This window comes from Acinetobacter pittii, assembly GCF_022449185.1.
GTDB lineage: Bacteria > Pseudomonadota > Gammaproteobacteria > Pseudomonadales > Moraxellaceae > Acinetobacter > Acinetobacter pittii_I.
On record NZ_JAKUKO010000010.1, the window covers coordinates 37,605 to 54,736 of the forward strand.

A 17,132-nucleotide genomic window follows, 5' to 3' on the forward strand; every position below is an offset into this window, starting at 1 on the left:
CATGCAATTTCCCGTAAACTCATCCTTGTCCCATACGATATTTCGTTTGGGCACGTGGTATGGTTTATATCGCCTTATTATTGCGGTTAGTCTGAATATTATTTTGGTTTTAACCGATGCTCAAATCGACAATAGTCTACAACAACCCGCTTTATATTCTTATACACTACTCGGCTATTCGCTCTTAAGCCTTCTTCAACTTTTATGCTTTAAGTTTATTGCTACTCAAGCAACAAGGCAGCTCATTTTATTTTTTGTAGTTGATGTTATTTGCCTGAGTTTACTTACATTTTCTGTAGGTGAACCAAATCTTCAACTCAGCTTGCTCTATGTTATTGCCATATTTACTTCGGCCATTTTACTTAGCGCAAGAATGTCGTTGCTCATTACATTACTTGCAGTCATTGCGATTATTTACCAACGCTTCGTTGGCAGTTTATTTGACTACAATAATTTAAATACGATTGGTAATAGTGCGTTATTGGCATTCTTGTTTTTTGTAGTACACGGAATCGGACAAATTGCGGTCCAGCGCTTTAAATTACTTGAAGCGCTAACTTTCCATCAATCAATAGAACTCTATCAACTACAAAATATTAACCGCTATATCTTGGAACAAATTGAAGAGGGCTATTTAGTTCTAGATGAAAACTACGACATTGTTTTAAGTAATCCAGCCGCCTGCTCTCTTTTAGGAATTCCACCTCAATTTGCCAGTGAAAAATATCCCTTAGCAAAATGGCATGCTGACTTATTTGAAATTCTTAAATTTGATAACCTAAAAGAAGGTGATCGATTTATTTTTGAGTCCCGACTGTCGGCTTATTCTATTAATATTAAAGTGCAACACCTTTTGGTGCCACAGCAAGCATTAACACTCCTCATTTTACAAGATGCACAGCAGATTAATCAGCAAGCTCAACAACTCAAACTTGCCGCTTTAGGCCAACTCTCAGCAAGTATTGCACATGAGATCCGTAATCCTCTTGCAGCTATTGTTCAAGCAAATGAATTACTCAAAGATAGTGACGCGGAACAGCAAAATACTTTGCGCAATATGATTAGCAAGCAAACGAAACGCATTGATAGTATTGTTCAAGACACGTTAGGACTTGCCCGCAGTGAAAGAACGTATCCAATCCAGATTGAATTAAACGACTTCATAAAAACGTTATTAGATGAAGATTTATCTGATGTTAAACATGCGATCCAGCTTAAAAGTTCTGATTTATCCTTAAAGCTATTGTTTGATGAAAAGCAACTCAGACAAGTGCTAATTAATCTTGTTAGGAATGCTCTACGACACAATGCACCCGATTCGCCCTATGTTCTGATCAATATCCATTCACAAACAAATAAAATTTATATTGATGTGATCGATTACGGTGAAGGTGTTTCAAAACGTGATATATCTCAATTATTTAAACCATTTTTTAGTACCGAAATTAATGGAACTGGTTTAGGATTATATTTGTCTCATAGTTTTTGTGAGGCAAACCATGCGAAGCTCACTTATTTAGAGCAAAAACAAGGGGCATGCTTCAGAATAGAATGCTCAATAATATATTGATTTTTTATTAGGTTTTTGGGGAAATGGCAGAACAGCAACCACTCGTTTTGCTTGTAGACGATGAAGAAGATTTGTGCCTGTTAATGCAAATGACTCTTGCACGAATGGGGATTAAGACACATCTTGCTTATCGGGTTGAACAGGCCAAACAGCTCTTTACTCAGTTTCATTACGATGCGTGCTTGACCGATTTAAATCTACCTGACGGTAGTGGCTTAGAATTGGTCCAACATGTTTCTCAAACTTACCCACACACACCCATTGCAGTCTTAACTGCATACGGCAATATGGATATTGCAATTGCAGCATTAAAAGCAGGAGCTTTTGATTTTGTCAGCAAACCTATCAACCAAATTCATTTAGATCAATTGCTAAAAAAGGCGCTCAACCAGCCAAAACCAGAGCATGAGTTCGGTGAAACAACATTAGAAAATGACTTATTAATTGGGCGTTCGCCACCTATACAAAACTTACGGACAGCTATTAAAAAAATAGCCCGCTCCCAAGCTCCTGTATTTGTTACAGGCGAATCTGGTACGGGTAAAGAAGTTGTTGCTAATCTGATTCACCGCTTAAGCAACCGCAGTGAAGGACCATTTATTGCAATTAACTGTGGAGCAATCCCAACAGAGCTCATGGAAAGTGAACTTTTCGGGCATAAAAAAGGCAGTTTTACTGGAGCAACCCAAGACAAACAAGGTCTTATTTTATCGGCACACGGCGGCAGTTTATTTTTAGATGAAATTGCCGAATTGCCTTTAAGTATGCAAGTTAAATTGCTTCGGGCAGTACAAGAGAAAAAGATTCGCCCAGTAGGTTCAGATCAGGAAATTGATGTCGATTTTCGAGTAATCAGTGCGAGTCACCAAGACTTAGATTTATTAGTTCAGCAAGGTAAATTCCGTCAGGACTTATTTTTCCGTATTCATGTTATGGATATTATGTTGCCGCCACTACGTGACCGTGGTGGAGATATTTTGCTATTAGCCAATCATTTTATTCAAAAGGTTTGTACGGAATGGGGAATTTCAAGCAAGCAATTAACGGCGAGCGCTGAGACTTACTTATTGCAGCAAGACTTCCCAGGTAATGTTCGTGAATTAAGAAATATGATTGAACGAGCTATTACTTTAAGTGATGATGAGTGCATTGATTTGACACACTTAGCACCTCCACTTAGAGGTAGTAGTGTGAGTCCGCAAATCGTAACGAAACAACTAAATCAAACACCGACTGTTCAGACTCACCCAAAATTTCCAATGGAAGGTTTAGAACGTTACTTAGAAAATATCGAAAAAGATATTTTACTGAATGCGCTAAATATGACGCATTGGAATCGAACTTTGGCAGCTAAAAAACTAGGAATGACATTCCGTTCTTTGCGCTATCGACTCAAAAAGTTTGGCTTAGATACTGAAATGGGAGAGGAAGTATAAAAATTACTTCCTCTTTAGGAATAAATCTGCAACGCGCTCTAAATATACGTCTTCTTTCATTTCTGCAGGTAATGGATAGGTCTGGTTAGGTTGAATACCCTGCCCTTCAATCATATTGCCATTTGGCGTGTAGTAGTGTGAGACCGTCATTTGTAGAGCCGCCCCACTTGGCAAAGGAAATAGCTTTTGCACAACACCTTTTCCATAACTTTTTTCACCCATCACCCAAGCACGCTGGTGTTCTTTCATGGCCGCAGTAAAAACTTCTGCTGCCGATGCAGAGCGGTGATTAATTAATATACCTAGTTTTATATTCTGAAATTCATTACCGGGCAAAGCCTGAAACTGCTGGTTACCTTCCGAACGGCTTTTGGTTGAAACAATAATTCCGTTATTTAAAAATAAATCTGCTGACTCAACTGCTGCCGATAACAACCCACCCGGATTGTTTCGCAAATCGATTAAAACAGCCTTTAAACGTGGAGAACTGTTTTCTTCAATTAATCTTTTAATTTCATTAGCAGTGTCTTGTTGGAATACTCTAATTTTGAGTACGAGCACCTGATTATGTAGCATTACAGGTTCTATATCGGTTTCTATTTTTTTATTACGAACTAAGTTGATATTTCCGTTTAGCTCTTCTGCTTGTACTTGAAGTGTACTTCCTATAGAACCGTAAAGTAGGCCAAGCACCTGATCTTGGTTTAAATTTTTTAAATCTTGATTATCAATTTTGAGAATCGTCTGACCATTTCTCAAACCTAATTTATAGGAATCTGAACCTGTTTTAAGATCACGAATCATCCATTTATGAGCATGTGATTCAGGGCTTAATGCAAAATCAACTGACGCAAGATCACCCTCTGTGTATTGAATCAGTTGGCGGTATTCTTCTGCCGATAAATAACGCGAATAACGATCTAACCCACTCACTAACCCTTTTATGGCTTGTTGAAACAAGGCATCGTCAGATTTCACATCAACGTAGTTATCTCGAACAATTCCATAGATTTGCACAAACTGTTGAATCGACTCGATCGGCACCTCTGCGTAGCTATGTTCCGGTTCTTCCGAATCCGAATGCAAAGGTGACATTTTTTCTTTTACAACTGGCGCTGCAAAGGTAAATTGGCTGCAACACAGCAACATACTTACAATAAGTTTTTTATATTTAATGTGTTGCAGCATCCAATCACCTTTAACTTATGCAGATAGTGTAATCAGATTACGTCCTTGCATTTCGGCAGGAACAGGAATCTGCATTAAATTGAGAATTGTCGGTGCTACGTCTGCAAGCACACCACCTTCTGCAATTGTTGCTTGTGTTGGGCCAACATAGATAAACGGCACAAGCTCGGTTGTATGTTGAGTATGCACTTGCCCACTTTCGTAGTCTTGCATTTGTTCAACGTTACCATGGTCAGCAGTAATGAGCATATGACCTTTTTTCGCCATAACTGCTTCATAGACACGACCTAAACAAGTATCAACCGCTTCAACTGCTTTAACCGCCGCATCAAACACACCTGTATGACCGACCATATCACCATTTGCATAGTTCACAACTAATAAGTCGTATTCACCCGAATTAATTGCCTTAACCAACTCATCAGTGACTTCATAAGCACTCATTTCAGGCTTAAGGTCATATGTCGCAACGTTTGGAGATGGAATTAAAATACGCTTTTCACCCGGATATTCATCTTCACGGCCACCACTAAAGAAGAATGTTACATGAGCATATTTTTCAGTTTCGGCAATACGTAACTGAGTCTTTCCAAGTGAAGATAAATACTCACCCAATGAGTTTTTGAGGGCTTCTGGCATGTAGGCAACTGGTGCATCAATGCTCGCCTGATAACGCGTTAACATCACAAATTTAGAAAGATTCGGTACAACTTTGCGTTCAAAACCAGCAAAGTCTTTCTCTACAAACGCGCGAGTAATTTCACGAGCTCGGTCAGCACGGAAATTCATAAATACAACGCTATCACCATCTTGAACTTTAGCAATATCACCAATACGAGTCGCTTTTACAAACTCATCATTTTCATTGGCTGCATAAGCTAACTCCAACCCTTCAACTGCTGTTTGCGCAGTACGAAGTGCCTCGCCTTCAGTTAACAAGCGATAAGCTTGCTCAACGCGATCCCAACGGTTGTCACGGTCCATTGCAAAGTAACGACCAATCATGGTTGCGATACGGCCTTGGCCTGGATATTGGGCAAATAATGCATCTAATTTTTCTAAAGACGGCTGAGCACTGCGTGGAGGTGTATCACGACCATCAAGGAAGGCGTGTAAATAAACTTTTGCACCGCGTTTTAATGCAAGCTCACACATCGCCACAATATGATCTTCATGTGAATGAACGCCACCTTCTGAAAGTAGTCCCATAATATGAACAGCACCGCCAGCAGCTTTGGCTTTTTCAACAGCGTCGATCAACACTTCATGTTTGAAAAAGTCACCAGTACGGATATCTTTAGTAATACGGGTAAAGTCTTGATATAACACACGGCCAGCGCCAAGATTCATGTGGCCGACTTCAGAGTTCCCCATTTGTCCATCAGGCAATCCAACATCTTCACCTGAACCAGAAATTAGACTATTCGGATGCTTGGCTTTCATTGCCGCCAAATTTGGTGTTTTTGCTGCAAGAAAAGCATTATCTTCAATCGCTTCACGGTGTCCAACACCATCCATAATGACCAGAACGTGAGGGATCTTGCCAGCAGTTGCATCCGTCATAATCAATTTCTCTTTTGTCTACAATTTCGTCACAATATCTTACCGAATTTTCGGTCAAGACTCTATTTATTCCTATGGCTTTCACCAATATCCGCGATTGATGAAAACCATAAATATCACTTATTTCTAGCGAGCGCGGTAAAGCAAATAACTTCCGGCACCAAACATTAGTAAGATAGGTACAAGTACGAACCATGCTGGAGATGGGGAATAAACCAAGCTCGCATAGCCCAAGAAATCCTGCAAATAATAGAAACTCAAACCAATAAACAATGCGATTACCAAACGGAATCCCATCGATTGTTGGCGTAATGGTCCAAAAATAAAAGAACACGCTACGAGTACTAATGCGATGAGTGAAAATGGCGAAGCAACTTTTTGCCAGAAAGCCAATTGGTAAGTTTTTGGCACCTGACTATATTCATCCATATAACGCATAAAGCTAATCAGTTGGCTTGGCGATAAATCTTCAGGATCTAAAGTCACCATGTGCACATATTTAGGCTGTAATGCTAACGAAAGCGATTGCTCTTCATGATCAGTTTTGATGGCATTTCCTGCCGCCAAAATGTCCATTTGTTCAGCTTTTTTCAAAGCCCATTGACCATTTTTAATAAACTGTCCTTGCTGAGCATTAATTAATGATTGCAAGTAATAGTTCTGGTCAAAGTCGACCACTTGAATGTCTCTTAAATTACCCTGAGAGTTAGCATAGTCGATATAGATAAATCGCTGTCCTTCACGTGACCAATAGCCTTTAACTTCACCTAAAGCAGCTACAGAACGATGATTTTTAACACTTTGTGCTTTTTCATTGGTATAAGGAATAACCCATTCACTTAAAGCAAACGACAAAATAATAAGCAGTAAAGCTGAGCGCATAACCCAACCAACAATACGCCATAAGCTAACACCGACTGAACGCATAACAATGAGCTCACTACTCGTTGCTAATGAGCCCAGCCCAATTACAGCACCAATCAAGGCAGAGATAGGTAAAATTTCATAAAGATAGCGAGGAGCTCCCCACAAAACATAAACGAGAGCTTGCCATGCGTTATAGTCTGGTTTGAGCTCACCCAACTCGCCAAGATATGTAAATAAGACCTGAAGAATGGACAAAACAACTGTGGTGCCAAACATCGCAAGCGCAGTGGTTTTCGTCACATATTTGGCGACTATTCGACGTGCTAACATTATAATTTCACTCGCTTGATCTGTTTCTTAATTTTTGGCCCTAACTTCTGCTTACGTGAGAATAAAGCGGCAGCAACGCCATACACAACTAACACGGCAGGATAAGCCCAAATATCGAGTTCTTCTTTACTAATACGAGTCTTGATTGCAATCATTAATACGATCAGACTGGAAAAAATAAAAATCGCCGGAATAAGACGGTAATAACGACCTTGTCGTGGGCTCACCTCAGACAATGCCACTGATAGCATTAACGCAATAACAATGGTGAATGGCCCAAATAAACGCCATCCCAACTCACTTCTGATGACTGGATCATTCGTTTTTGAAAAGAGTTTTGTTGTTGATAGTGCTTCTACATCGCCACTCTCAAACTTAACATCTTTGTCATTTTCTAAACGTAGACGATAAGACTGAAACTCTGCTTGTGTATATTTTGGTTGTCCCGGGAATATTTCATAGCGACGACCTTGTACCAGATCAACGACATTGGCGGTGTCATTTGCAACTTCTACACGAGTCGCTTCTTTTGCCAAAATCATAACATCTGGCTTATCTTCTTTAGCAGCGCGCTGATAAAAGAAAATATCCTTCAAATTTTTTCGGTCTTCTGACAATGAACCTGCATAGATCGTATATGGCCCAGAAGAAATAAACTCTCTTGGTCGAACCAAATCGAAACCTGTCCGAACAGCTTGTGTAGTTGTTAGTTTTTCAAACTCGTGTAGTCCCCACGGCGTCATCCAGAGCATAAGTACAGACTGAAACACCATATAAACAAGCGTCATTGGAATGAGTAATCGTGCTAATTGATGACGGCTTACACCACTACCATTCAGTACTGCCATTTCATGGTCAACATATAAACGACCAAACACCAACATTAAACCAATGAAAAAACCCAATGGTAAAATGAGTGTTAGAAATTCAGGTAAACGATATCCAATGATGCTAAACAAGATACTGGCATCTAAACGCCCCTGCGCCGCCACACCAAAGTATTTGATCAGACGACCACCCATCATGATTAAGGTCAGTAAAGAAATGACCACCAATGAGGTAGAGACAACTTGCTTGACGAGATAACGCCGAATAATCAAAGTAATACTTCCAAAAGGCTAATCGGGACGTGTGCTAGTTTACCCGAATGTTAAAAATATAAAACCGCGCATTGCAACGCTATGCTTGAAAGTGTTTCAATGTTTTAATCCAACATAACTTTCTATAGGCAATCACGGCAGCCATGAAATTTACAACTTATACAACTTTTCCCGAACAGACATCTAATGAATCTTTGTGGGTTTTAGTTGATTCAGAACAGCTACAAAGCAACATCAACACATATCAAATCAATAACCTAGAAAGCGTTCTTACTGCCACCCAATTCAAAGGCAACTTCAATGAAACTCTGCCTTTATTCGGTCAGATTTCAAATCAACCTCATAGCCAATTACTTGGCCTAGGAAAAACAGCTGAACTTCAGGCAGTTAAGCTCGCTAAACTTGCCCAAACCATTATCAAATCGACACAAAATAAATTTAAGCATATCGCGATTGATATTGCTGCGTTACCTGTCGAATACCATTATTTATTCGCTTTAAGCTTAACTCAAGCAGCTTATGGTTATGATGAGTTTAAATCGAAAAAAAATGAATTTGTGTTACAACAGGTTGATTTAATTAGTTCAACCACGAGCCTCGATGAAAAACAATTGGCTTTAGTGCATGCCGTACAGTCTGGTCAGTCGTATGCACGTGACCTTGGAAACCGTCCGGGTAACATTTGTTTCCCTGAATATTTGGCAGAACAAGCATTAGCTTTAGCTGCAGAATTCCCTGACTTACTCAAAGTAACTGTCTTAAATGAACAGCAAATGGCTGATTTAGGCATGTATGCTTTTCTTGCAGTCAGCAAAGGATCTGAACGTCCGGGTCGTATTGTAACACTCGAATACCAAGCTGGAATTGACCAAGCGCCTGTTGTGCTTGTTGGTAAAGGCGTTACTTTTGATACAGGCGGTATTTCTTTAAAACCAGGCCTAGGCATGGATGAAATGAAGTTCGATATGTGCGGTGCAGCCTCTGTACTAGGTACCATTCGTGCGCTATGTGAAGCGAAACTCCCTATTCATGTCGTTGGAGCAATTGCAGCTGCAGAAAACATGCCTTCAGGTAAAGCAACTCGCCCAGGTGATATTGTGACAACCATGAGCGGACAAACTGTTGAAATTTTAAATACCGATGCGGAAGGTCGTTTAGTACTGTGTGACACATTGACCTATATCAAACGCTTCAATCCAGCTGTCGTGGTTGATATCGCAACATTAACAGGTGCATGTGTAGTCGCTTTAGGTAAAGTACTGAGTGGTTTGTTCTCACCAGATGATGCTTTAGCAGCTGAACTCCAACAAGCGGGTGAGCAATCATTTGACCGTGTATGGCGTATGCCAGTCATTGAAGATTATCAAGAATTACTTGATTCACCATTTGCGGATATTGCAAACATCGGCGGTCCATACGGCGGTGCAATTACGGCAGCTTGTTTCCTTGAGCGCTTTACACGTGAGTATCGTTGGGCTCATTTAGATGTAGCAGGAACAGCGTGGTTATCTGGTCCAGCTAAAGGTGCAACAGGTCGTCCAGTGCCATTACTCATGCAATTCTTAGCGAATCGTGTAAATACGAATGGCTAAAGTTAGTTTTTATCTGTTTGAAACCAGTGAAGAACGGCAAGTCGATAGTGCTTGCCGTTTATGCCGAAAGATTTTACAGAAGCATCCTAAAATCTGGTGGTATTGCCCAGATGTGCAGCTACAACAAACTCTTGATGAAAGATTATGGGATTTCGACCCTGTCAGCTTCATTGCACATGGAGTTGATCAAGCTGAGGCTGCTGTATGTATTTCGGCTAAACAACCGCTTGAACAAGGCCTGTTAGTATTTAATTTTAACAATCATGCACTTGAACAAGTTGATCATTTTAGCCACATTATAGAAATTGTTGAAAATAATGAAACAGCCAAGCAAATTGGTCGAGAAAAATTTAAAATGTATCGCCGTTTGGGTATAGAACCGCGGACCTTTAAATTATAACGCGATAAAATGTTGAAACTGTTGAGTAAAGGAGAACTGTGGTGGCATTAAATGTCGGGCAAGATTTTAAAAAAAGATGGTTAAATGCGCCTGAAGCTGTCCGTCATGCCTATCAACAGGATCTGGCACGTATTTGCGACCTATTAGAACCCCAAACCCCTATTCAGCTTTGGGTTTTAAATGACGAAAAAGCGCAGTTAGAATCGCAGCAAAAAATTGAACAAGCTTACGCGGACCTTAAGGCAGAGCTTATTGAGCAAGCACGTATCCGTCGTCAGCTCGCTTTAGAAAAAGCGCTTGCTGACAAACGTGCATCAGAAGCTGCTTATGCTGCGGAGTTGCAAGCAGACGAAATTCGCAAGTTTAATGAACAGACTGAAACATTACAGACATTACGTAGTCATTTAGAACAAGAAGTTGCAGAACAAACTGCACGTTATCAGAAAAACCCTGAAACCCCAGCCGTCAATTACTCTGCTGGCGTAAAACTTAGTATCACCGATGATCAAATCTTATCTGAGCTTGAAAGTTTACGCATTCGTTTAGAACTTGAAGCTGAAAACTTAATTGAAGAGTCCGTAACGGCTTTCCGAGCTAAACTACATTCGGCAGCTCAAGAAGAAATTGAATACATTTTAAAGAACTCTAAGTTTTCTGATGAAAAAATAGAGAAGTAAAGTTTTTAAAACTTCTTCTGTCATAAAACTGACACCTATATGTCACAAAATAGACATAAATATTATTCTTGTAGATCAAATGATTATGAGAATAGAAAGTAGTGATTTTAAGAGAATTAATGAGGGTAAGAAATGGACATTCCGCATCAGATTTCAAAGCAACTTGAGCAGCTTAATCAGGGTGAGCAATGGACATTTTCAGCACAAGAACTTTATATGAGTCATAACGACTTTAATTCGCTTTCAATCTTGCTGACACGAGCGTCGGAAAAAGGTGAGTTTTCAATTACACGCACTCAGCATACTAAACCATGGGTTGGCACACATTCGGTTACACTCACCAAGCATTAATTTTTAAAAATAAAAAAAACCGGAACATATGTCCGGTTTTTTTATTTTGATGATCTGGCTTTTATTTTAAAAAACCATTTTCAGCTAAAAAAGCCATACTAATATTTGACTCAGTTTTTTGCTCAGCTGCTTTATCACCTAGCAATAAACGCTCGATATAACGCGCCAACACGTCGACTTCAAGGTTGACCTTACTGCCTACTTGCCACGTTCCAATATTGGTACGTTCTGCAGTATGCGGAATCAAATTCAAGCTTAAAATATTTCCACGTAAGTGATTAATCGTTAAGCTAATTCCGTCAACGGTTACAGAGCCTTTTTCCGCCAAATATTTAGCAAGTTCGGTTGGTGCTGTAACTTCATAATAGATTGAACGAGCATCTTCACGCACTACGGTAATTTCACCTACACCATCAACGTGACCACTTACAATGTGCCCGCCAAAGCGCGTTGTCGGTAACATTGCCTTTTCAACATTGACACGTTGCCCAACTTTCCAGTTACCCAAAGTCGTTCGATTTAAACTTTCACGGGAAACATCTGCCGCGTACCAGTTATCGCCCCATTCAATCACTGTGAGGCAAATACCATTGGTTGCAATCGAGTCACCCAAATGTACATCAGACATATCCAGATCAGTCTGAATACGTAGACGTACATCACCACCTACACTTTGCAGGCTTTCAACTTTACCTAAACTTTCAATAATGCCTGTAAACATGGCTCAATCTCCAAATCTTTTTACACTGCTTAAATTGCAGCGCTTACCAAAGTGCGAGCTGTGTACTATTACCTGAGGTATCTACACCACCTAGCTCAGCGAAGTGGTAAAGCTGGCCTAATAACTGACGTAATGGTGGTCCTGACTTAGCATGAGTATCAGTAATCACAATAAACTCAAGCACGCGTGCACGTTCAGACTGTCGTTGTTTACTCACTCGATAGCGCGGAACATCTTGTGTTAACAAGGTTACTTTGCCTCGTTCCAGATTGGCCATAAGTAAATCTTTCGGTTCGATATTACCATCAGTTGAATAGCTGGTCAGAATATAGCGCGCATTGATCGTTGAGAGTAATTTCTCATATGCATCTTTTGCATGTTTAGAAGAGTTATATGGACTCGGACGCTCTTTACGCCATGCTCTATCAATACCACTCTTATAACCTTTAGTATCTGGTGATGGTAAATCCACCTGATCCCATAAAGTTAATGCATTTAAAACGTGGTAATTACTACTATATGCGTGCTGGTTATATGGTGGATCGAGATAGGCAACATCAACCTCAAAACCACTCATTTGATTTGCTAGATGTTGTGAATCTACACACCACATTTCAGCAGCCGGACGTTTGCGATCACCAATCTCACAAAAACGGCTCGGTGTTAACCAAAGTAATGATTCAATTCGTTCTAGCGCAGTTTGAGTACGTCCGCCCCACCCTTGGTGGAAGCTTTTAAATACACCACTGGTGTTACTGACAAAACTAGCTGAATAGAGCAATGGCGCAAGCAAAGCGCTCATCTCTACATCATTAATTGCACCTTGTGCCTGCCATGTTGCAATCTGCTGACGAATTGCATCGATACGCATACCGTTACGACGTTTAAAGAATAAACGGTCACGAGTTGGATCGTATACATCATCGTTACGTGGACAAAGGTTATGCGTTACCCAACCTTTAACTTCAGGTAAGCGATTTAAATAATCGATTGCCTTTTGATAGCCCCCCAGTTCTTTAAAAGCAGGTGCATCTACACAGGCTAAAATCGCATGATTTAAAGCATGACTATAAGGTTCCCAGTCATTCGCAATCACACGGTAACCATTTTGACGTGCTAAACGAGATACAACGCCACTGCCGGCAAAGAAATCGGCAAAAATCGGTGGATTCTTTTTCTTGCTATTCAGTGTCCCTGTAATTTCAAGGGCTTCTAAAATTAGATGGAGCAATCGGCGCTTGTTACCCAAGTACGGCACAAGCTGATGGAAAAGATATTCGTCTGTCGTACGGGCTGCATGACGACGTTTGTGATAAACCGAAGGCTCTGAATTCATACTTTCTCTTGCGTAGGGATTAACCTTAAGCGTATATCTTGATCAATTTGTGTCACATCAAGAAGTGTAAAACGAAGTTGCTCTGCCATATATTCAAACTCTCCATTGAACATGGCCCTTGCACTTTTCCCCAATAAGGTCGGGGCAATATAACTGATCAATTCGTCCACCAAACCTTCTTGCAAAAAGGCAGTAGACAATGTTGCGCCAGCTTCAACCAACACATCATAAATTTGATGTTGCTTAGATAGGGTCTGTAACAGCATTTTTAAAGGCTGAATTTCTAATTGTATCACGCCTAAATCAGCAAGTTCTTGACGATACGGCCCCATTACCATCACAGTTTCAGGATTCTCTAAGATCTTAGCGTTAAGTGGTAAACGTCCTTGGCGATCTAAAACGACACGTTTTGGCTGAGCAACCATCTCGATATCAAAATTATTGAGTGAACGCACATTAAGCTGACAATCATCTGCAATCACAGTTTCAATACCTGTAATCACTGCTCCAGAAATGGCACGCCAATGCTGGACATCTTGGCGTGCAGCCGAACCAGTAATCCACTTCGACTCACCTGATGCCATTGCAGTACGCCCATCTAAACTTGAGGCTACCTTTAAACGTACATAAGGTATGCCTGTAGACATTGCCTTTAAAAAACCTTGATTAAGTTTTGATGCTAAATCTTCACAAATGCCAACTTCTACTTCAATTCCAGCATTTTTCAAAATCTGAACACCCTTACCCGCCACCAATGGATTTGGATCAGGACAAGCGACCACTACTTTTTTAACTTGAGCTTTTACCAATGCTTCGGCACAAGGAGGGGTTCTGCCATAATGTGCACATGGTTCAAGCGTGACATAAGCCGTTGCACCTTCTGCATGTTCACCCGCCTCACGTAAGGCAAAAACTTCAGCGTGTGGCTGACCTGCTTTAGGATGAAAGCCTTGTCCAATTAACTGATCATCTTTGACAATCACACAACCCACATTTGGATTAGGCTTGGTCGAATATAGTCCTCGTTTGGCCAGTTCAATAGCTTGCTGCATCCAATACTGATCTTGTTTCAACTCAGACATAAAAATCTCAAATGATTAGTGTTCACGTTGCTGCATTTGCTCTATTTGACGGCGAAACGCTTCAACATCCTGAAAATCTTGATAGACAGAAGCAAATCGGACGTAAGCAACATGGTCAAGGGCAAATAAAGATTGCATGACAATTTCGCCAATTGTTCTAGATTTCACATCACGCTCACCTAAACGGCGAATCTGCAACTGAATATCACTTAAAACTGTTTCGATCTGCTCTTGTGTGACCGGACGTTTTTGCAAAGCATGCATTAACGAACGACGCAATTTGGCCTCATCGAAAGGTTCATTTTTTCCATTCGATTTGATCACACGGGGCATTACCACTTCATAGCTTTCAAAAGTGGTAAAACGTTCACCGCAACTTACACACTCACGACGTCGACGAATCTGACAGCCTTCGGCGGCTAAACGTGAATCGATGACTTTACTATCTGCGGCGTTGCAAAATGGACAATGCATAGCGGATTTATAGGGTCGATTACTTTGACCTAGTGTAGCAAAATTTCTACACTTACAGAACCAGCATTCTTCAAGACAAAAAAACAGTCCGAAGACTGTTTTTTGATTGGAATATATTACGAATTATTCGATACGTTCGCCATGTTGGCTTAAATCCAGACCCATGCGTTCATCATCAGCATTAACACGGATACCAATCACAAGATCAATCACTTTAAGAATAACGAAAGTCGCGATACCGCTGTAAACCATGGTTGCCAATACGCCTTCAACTTGTACCCATAATTGGCCAGCGAATGTTGGAGCTAATGCAACGTTGGCTGCTTTAATAATTTCGTCACTGTAGAATACGCCTGTTAAAATCGCACCGACAATACCACCTACCGCATGCAAACCAAACGCATCCAAAGCATCATCGGCTTTAAGTAAGCGTTTAAGTGCTGTAATACCCCAGAAGCACACTACGCCACCAATAAGGCCCATCACTAAAGCACCGCCTACCCCAACAAAACCTGCTGCTGGTGTAATCACAACTAAACCAGCTACCGCACCAGAAGCACCACCTAATACAGATGCTTTGCCACGAATCATACGTTCAACAACTAACCAAGAGAATGCAGCAGCGGCAGCAGCAACTTGAGTCACTAAAATTGCCATACTTGCACGAGCACCAGCGCCTAGAGCACTACCACCGTTAAAGCCGAACCAACCTACCCAAAGTAAGCTTGCACCCACTACAGTTAAAGTCAGGTTATGGGGAGCCATAGATTCGCGGCCAAGGCCAATACGTTTTCCAAGCATGTAAGCAGCAACTAGACCTGCAACACCTGAGTTGATATGTACAACTGTACCACCAGCAAAATCTAATGCACCTGCTTTAAATAACCAGCCATCTGCAGCCCACACCCAGTGGGTAATTGGTGCGTAGACAACGAGCACCCAAACTGCAATAAACACCATGAAAGCTGAATACTTCATACGGTCTGCAATAGAACCGCTAAGGATCGCAACTGTAATAATGGCAAAAGTCATTTGGAAAATAACAAAGAGACTTTCAGGAATTGTCCCACTCAATGCATCAAACGCTACCCCGTTTAGCATTGCTTTAGACAAATCACCAAAAAATGCACCTGTGCCAGAGAACGCGATTGAGTAACCAGCAATCACCCACAGCAAACTTACCAAGATTGCAGCTGAAAGGCTGAACATCATCGTACTGAGTACATTTTTTTTACGTACCATACCGCCATAGAATAATGCCAATCCCGGAATGGTCATTAATAGAACCAATGCGGTTGAAACTAAAATCCAAGAGGTATCACCCGTATCAAGCGTAGGTGTCGGTGCTGGAGCTGCTGGAGTTTCAGCAACTGGTGCTTCTGCAGTAGTAGTTGCAGTAGCTGGAGATGTTGATGCAGCCGCAACTTCCGATGTTGGCGTTGTTACAGCTTCTTCTGCCCAAACGGCAGTACCACCCAAAAGAGCGCCTGATAGACTGAGCGCCATAAGCATTTTTTTCATTCGTGTCCCCCAACCTCATTTGCGAGTTATTTTCTACTCAGCAAGCTTTGTGCCAATTTAGACAGCATCCGGTCCAGTTTCACCCGTACGAATACGGATTACTTGTTCCAGGTTAGTCACAAAAATCTTACCATCGCCGATTTTTCCAGTGCTTGCTACACGTGTAATTGATTCAATTACTGCGTCGACCATTTCATCACTAATCGCAATCTCGATTTTTACTTTAGGTAAGAAATCAACCACATACTCCGCACCACGGTAGAGTTCAGTATGCCCTTTTTGACGACCAAAACCTTTAACTTCAGTTACGGTAATCCCTTGTACACCAATGTCAGAGAGTGCTTCACGCACGTCATCCAATTTAAACGGTTTTACAATTGCAGTTACAAGCTTCATGTTTGTTTCCTTCGGCTTCTTTTCACCAGTAAGGTTTTATGTTCAATTTTCATGCCAATATTTCAAAGGTTGAGGGAAATGAATCTTTTGCATGAACTTTCTTTATAACCTATTTAGTGAGCAAGATGTAGATGAGCTATCAAAAATAAAATGAATTTTCAGTAGTGTTATATGCTGATTTAATGATCTATTTGCACTAAAAGAATTGAAACCTATATCCAGCGCTTAAGCAGTGTTAAACTGTAAACCATAAGGTAATACAACACTTTGGATATTTCATGCTAGAAACTTTGCTACAGGCCATTCTGGAACAAATTGATGAGCCTAAAAAAGATTTGGAAAAAAATTTACGTGCATTATTAAATGAAGCGGTCGAAAAGTTGGATCTTGTTTCCAAACAAGAGATCGACCGTCAAAAGACTGCACTTCAATCAGCCAATCAACGTTTAGAAGAGCTACAAAAACAAGTAAGTTTGTTAGAAGAAACTTTAAAGAATAAAAAATAAGCACCAACGTAGCGCATTTATA

General features: G+C 40.7%; 17 protein-coding genes. 7 read left to right on the forward strand and 10 right to left on the reverse strand.

Annotated elements, in window-relative coordinates; all coding sequences use genetic code 11:
• The first annotated feature begins 1 nt into the window (after position 1).
• Both pilS and pilR read left to right on the forward strand, forming a co-directional pair.
• On the forward strand, positions 2-1,570 hold the full coding sequence (gene pilS, locus MKX14_RS17165) for a sensor histidine kinase (protein ID WP_240283069.1): 1,569 nt from the start codon (positions 2-4) through the stop codon (positions 1,568-1,570).
• A gap of 23 nt (positions 1,571-1,593) precedes the next feature.
• Positions 1,594-3,006 (forward strand): sigma-54-dependent transcriptional regulator, encoded by a 1,413-nt coding sequence (gene pilR, locus MKX14_RS17170; RefSeq protein ID WP_032012536.1) that lies wholly within the window; start codon positions 1,594-1,596, stop codon positions 3,004-3,006.
• 3 nt (positions 3,007-3,009) lie between these two features.
• Here pilR and ctpA read toward each other — a convergent pair whose 3' ends face one another.
• From ctpA to lptF, 4 genes are all read right to left on the reverse strand, one after another.
• A complete protein-coding gene (gene ctpA, locus MKX14_RS17175) occupies positions 3,010-4,194 on the reverse strand; it encodes a S41 family peptidase (protein ID WP_002121269.1) in 1,185 nt (394 codons plus the stop codon).
• Positions 4,195-4,209: 15 nt separating this feature from the next.
• Positions 4,210-5,757, reverse strand: coding sequence for a 2,3-bisphosphoglycerate-independent phosphoglycerate mutase (gene gpmI, locus MKX14_RS17180; RefSeq protein WP_017400161.1), 1,548 nt, complete (start codon positions 5,755-5,757; stop codon positions 4,210-4,212).
• A 126-nt stretch (positions 5,758-5,883) separates the two neighbouring features.
• Positions 5,884-6,954 carry an LPS export ABC transporter permease LptG gene (lptG, locus tag MKX14_RS17185; RefSeq protein ID WP_046812230.1) on the reverse strand — a complete coding sequence of 357 codons (1,071 nt, stop codon included), beginning with the start codon at positions 6,952-6,954 and terminating at the stop codon, positions 5,884-5,886.
• Positions 6,954-8,054, reverse strand: a complete 1,101-nt coding sequence (gene lptF, locus MKX14_RS17190; protein WP_240283070.1) for an LPS export ABC transporter permease LptF — start codon at positions 8,052-8,054, stop codon at positions 6,954-6,956. The genes lptG and lptF overlap by 1 nt, the downstream gene beginning before the upstream one ends.
• A 143-nt stretch (positions 8,055-8,197) precedes the next feature.
• On the opposite strand from lptF, the gene pepA reads away from it, so the two are divergent.
• From pepA to MKX14_RS17210, 4 genes are all read left to right on the forward strand, one after another.
• Entirely contained in the window at positions 8,198-9,646 is a 1,449-nt protein-coding gene (pepA, locus tag MKX14_RS17195; RefSeq protein WP_032055630.1) for a leucyl aminopeptidase, read from the forward strand.
• A complete protein-coding gene (gene holC, locus MKX14_RS17200; protein ID WP_032006852.1) occupies positions 9,639-10,046 on the forward strand; it encodes a DNA polymerase III subunit chi in 408 nt (135 codons plus the stop codon). Before pepA ends, holC begins: the two co-directional genes overlap by 8 nt.
• A 38-nt stretch (positions 10,047-10,084) precedes the next feature.
• Complete coding sequence (gene blhA / locus MKX14_RS17205) at positions 10,085-10,723, forward strand: cell division protein BlhA (RefSeq protein WP_002121184.1); 639 nt, start codon at positions 10,085-10,087, stop codon at positions 10,721-10,723.
• Positions 10,724-10,855: 132 nt separating this feature from the next.
• Positions 10,856-11,074: a hypothetical protein gene (locus MKX14_RS17210; RefSeq protein WP_002121224.1), complete on the forward strand. Its 219-nt coding sequence runs from the start codon at positions 10,856-10,858 to the stop codon at positions 11,072-11,074.
• A gap of 61 nt (positions 11,075-11,135) precedes the next feature.
• Here the strand turns inward: MKX14_RS17210 and ribC are convergent, their stop codons facing one another.
• The 6 genes from ribC to glnK all read right to left on the reverse strand — a co-directional run bounded on the left by ribC (position 11,136) and on the right by glnK (position 16,604).
• A complete protein-coding gene (gene ribC, locus MKX14_RS17215) occupies positions 11,136-11,795 on the reverse strand; it encodes a riboflavin synthase (RefSeq protein ID WP_002121149.1) in 660 nt (219 codons plus the stop codon).
• A gap of 43 nt (positions 11,796-11,838) precedes the next feature.
• Entirely contained in the window at positions 11,839-13,131 is a 1,293-nt protein-coding gene (locus tag MKX14_RS17220) for a DNA adenine methylase (protein WP_002121221.1), read from the reverse strand.
• Positions 13,128-14,213 (reverse strand): bifunctional diaminohydroxyphosphoribosylaminopyrimidine deaminase/5-amino-6-(5-phosphoribosylamino)uracil reductase RibD, encoded by a 1,086-nt coding sequence (gene ribD / locus MKX14_RS17225; protein WP_240283071.1) that lies wholly within the window; start codon positions 14,211-14,213, stop codon positions 13,128-13,130. The genes MKX14_RS17220 and ribD overlap by 4 nt, the downstream gene beginning before the upstream one ends.
• 15 nt (positions 14,214-14,228) lie before the next feature.
• The gene (nrdR, locus tag MKX14_RS17230; RefSeq protein ID WP_000543541.1) at positions 14,229-14,687 is read right to left on the reverse strand and encodes a transcriptional regulator NrdR; all 459 of its coding nucleotides are present in this window, start codon (positions 14,685-14,687) and stop codon (positions 14,229-14,231) included.
• A 123-nt stretch (positions 14,688-14,810) separates the two neighbouring features.
• Positions 14,811-16,208, reverse strand: a complete 1,398-nt coding sequence (gene amtB, locus MKX14_RS17235; RefSeq protein ID WP_017385861.1) for an ammonium transporter — start codon at positions 16,206-16,208, stop codon at positions 14,811-14,813.
• 57 nt (positions 16,209-16,265) lie between these two features.
• Complete coding sequence (gene glnK / locus MKX14_RS17240) at positions 16,266-16,604, reverse strand: P-II family nitrogen regulator (RefSeq protein WP_000780326.1); 339 nt, start codon at positions 16,602-16,604, stop codon at positions 16,266-16,268.
• A 278-nt stretch (positions 16,605-16,882) separates the two neighbouring features.
• Here glnK and MKX14_RS17245 point away from each other — a divergent pair, with 278 nt between their 5' ends.
• A complete protein-coding gene (locus MKX14_RS17245; RefSeq protein ID WP_002121136.1) occupies positions 16,883-17,110 on the forward strand; it encodes an accessory factor UbiK family protein in 228 nt (75 codons plus the stop codon).
• Positions 17,111-17,132: the final 22 nt, after the last annotated feature.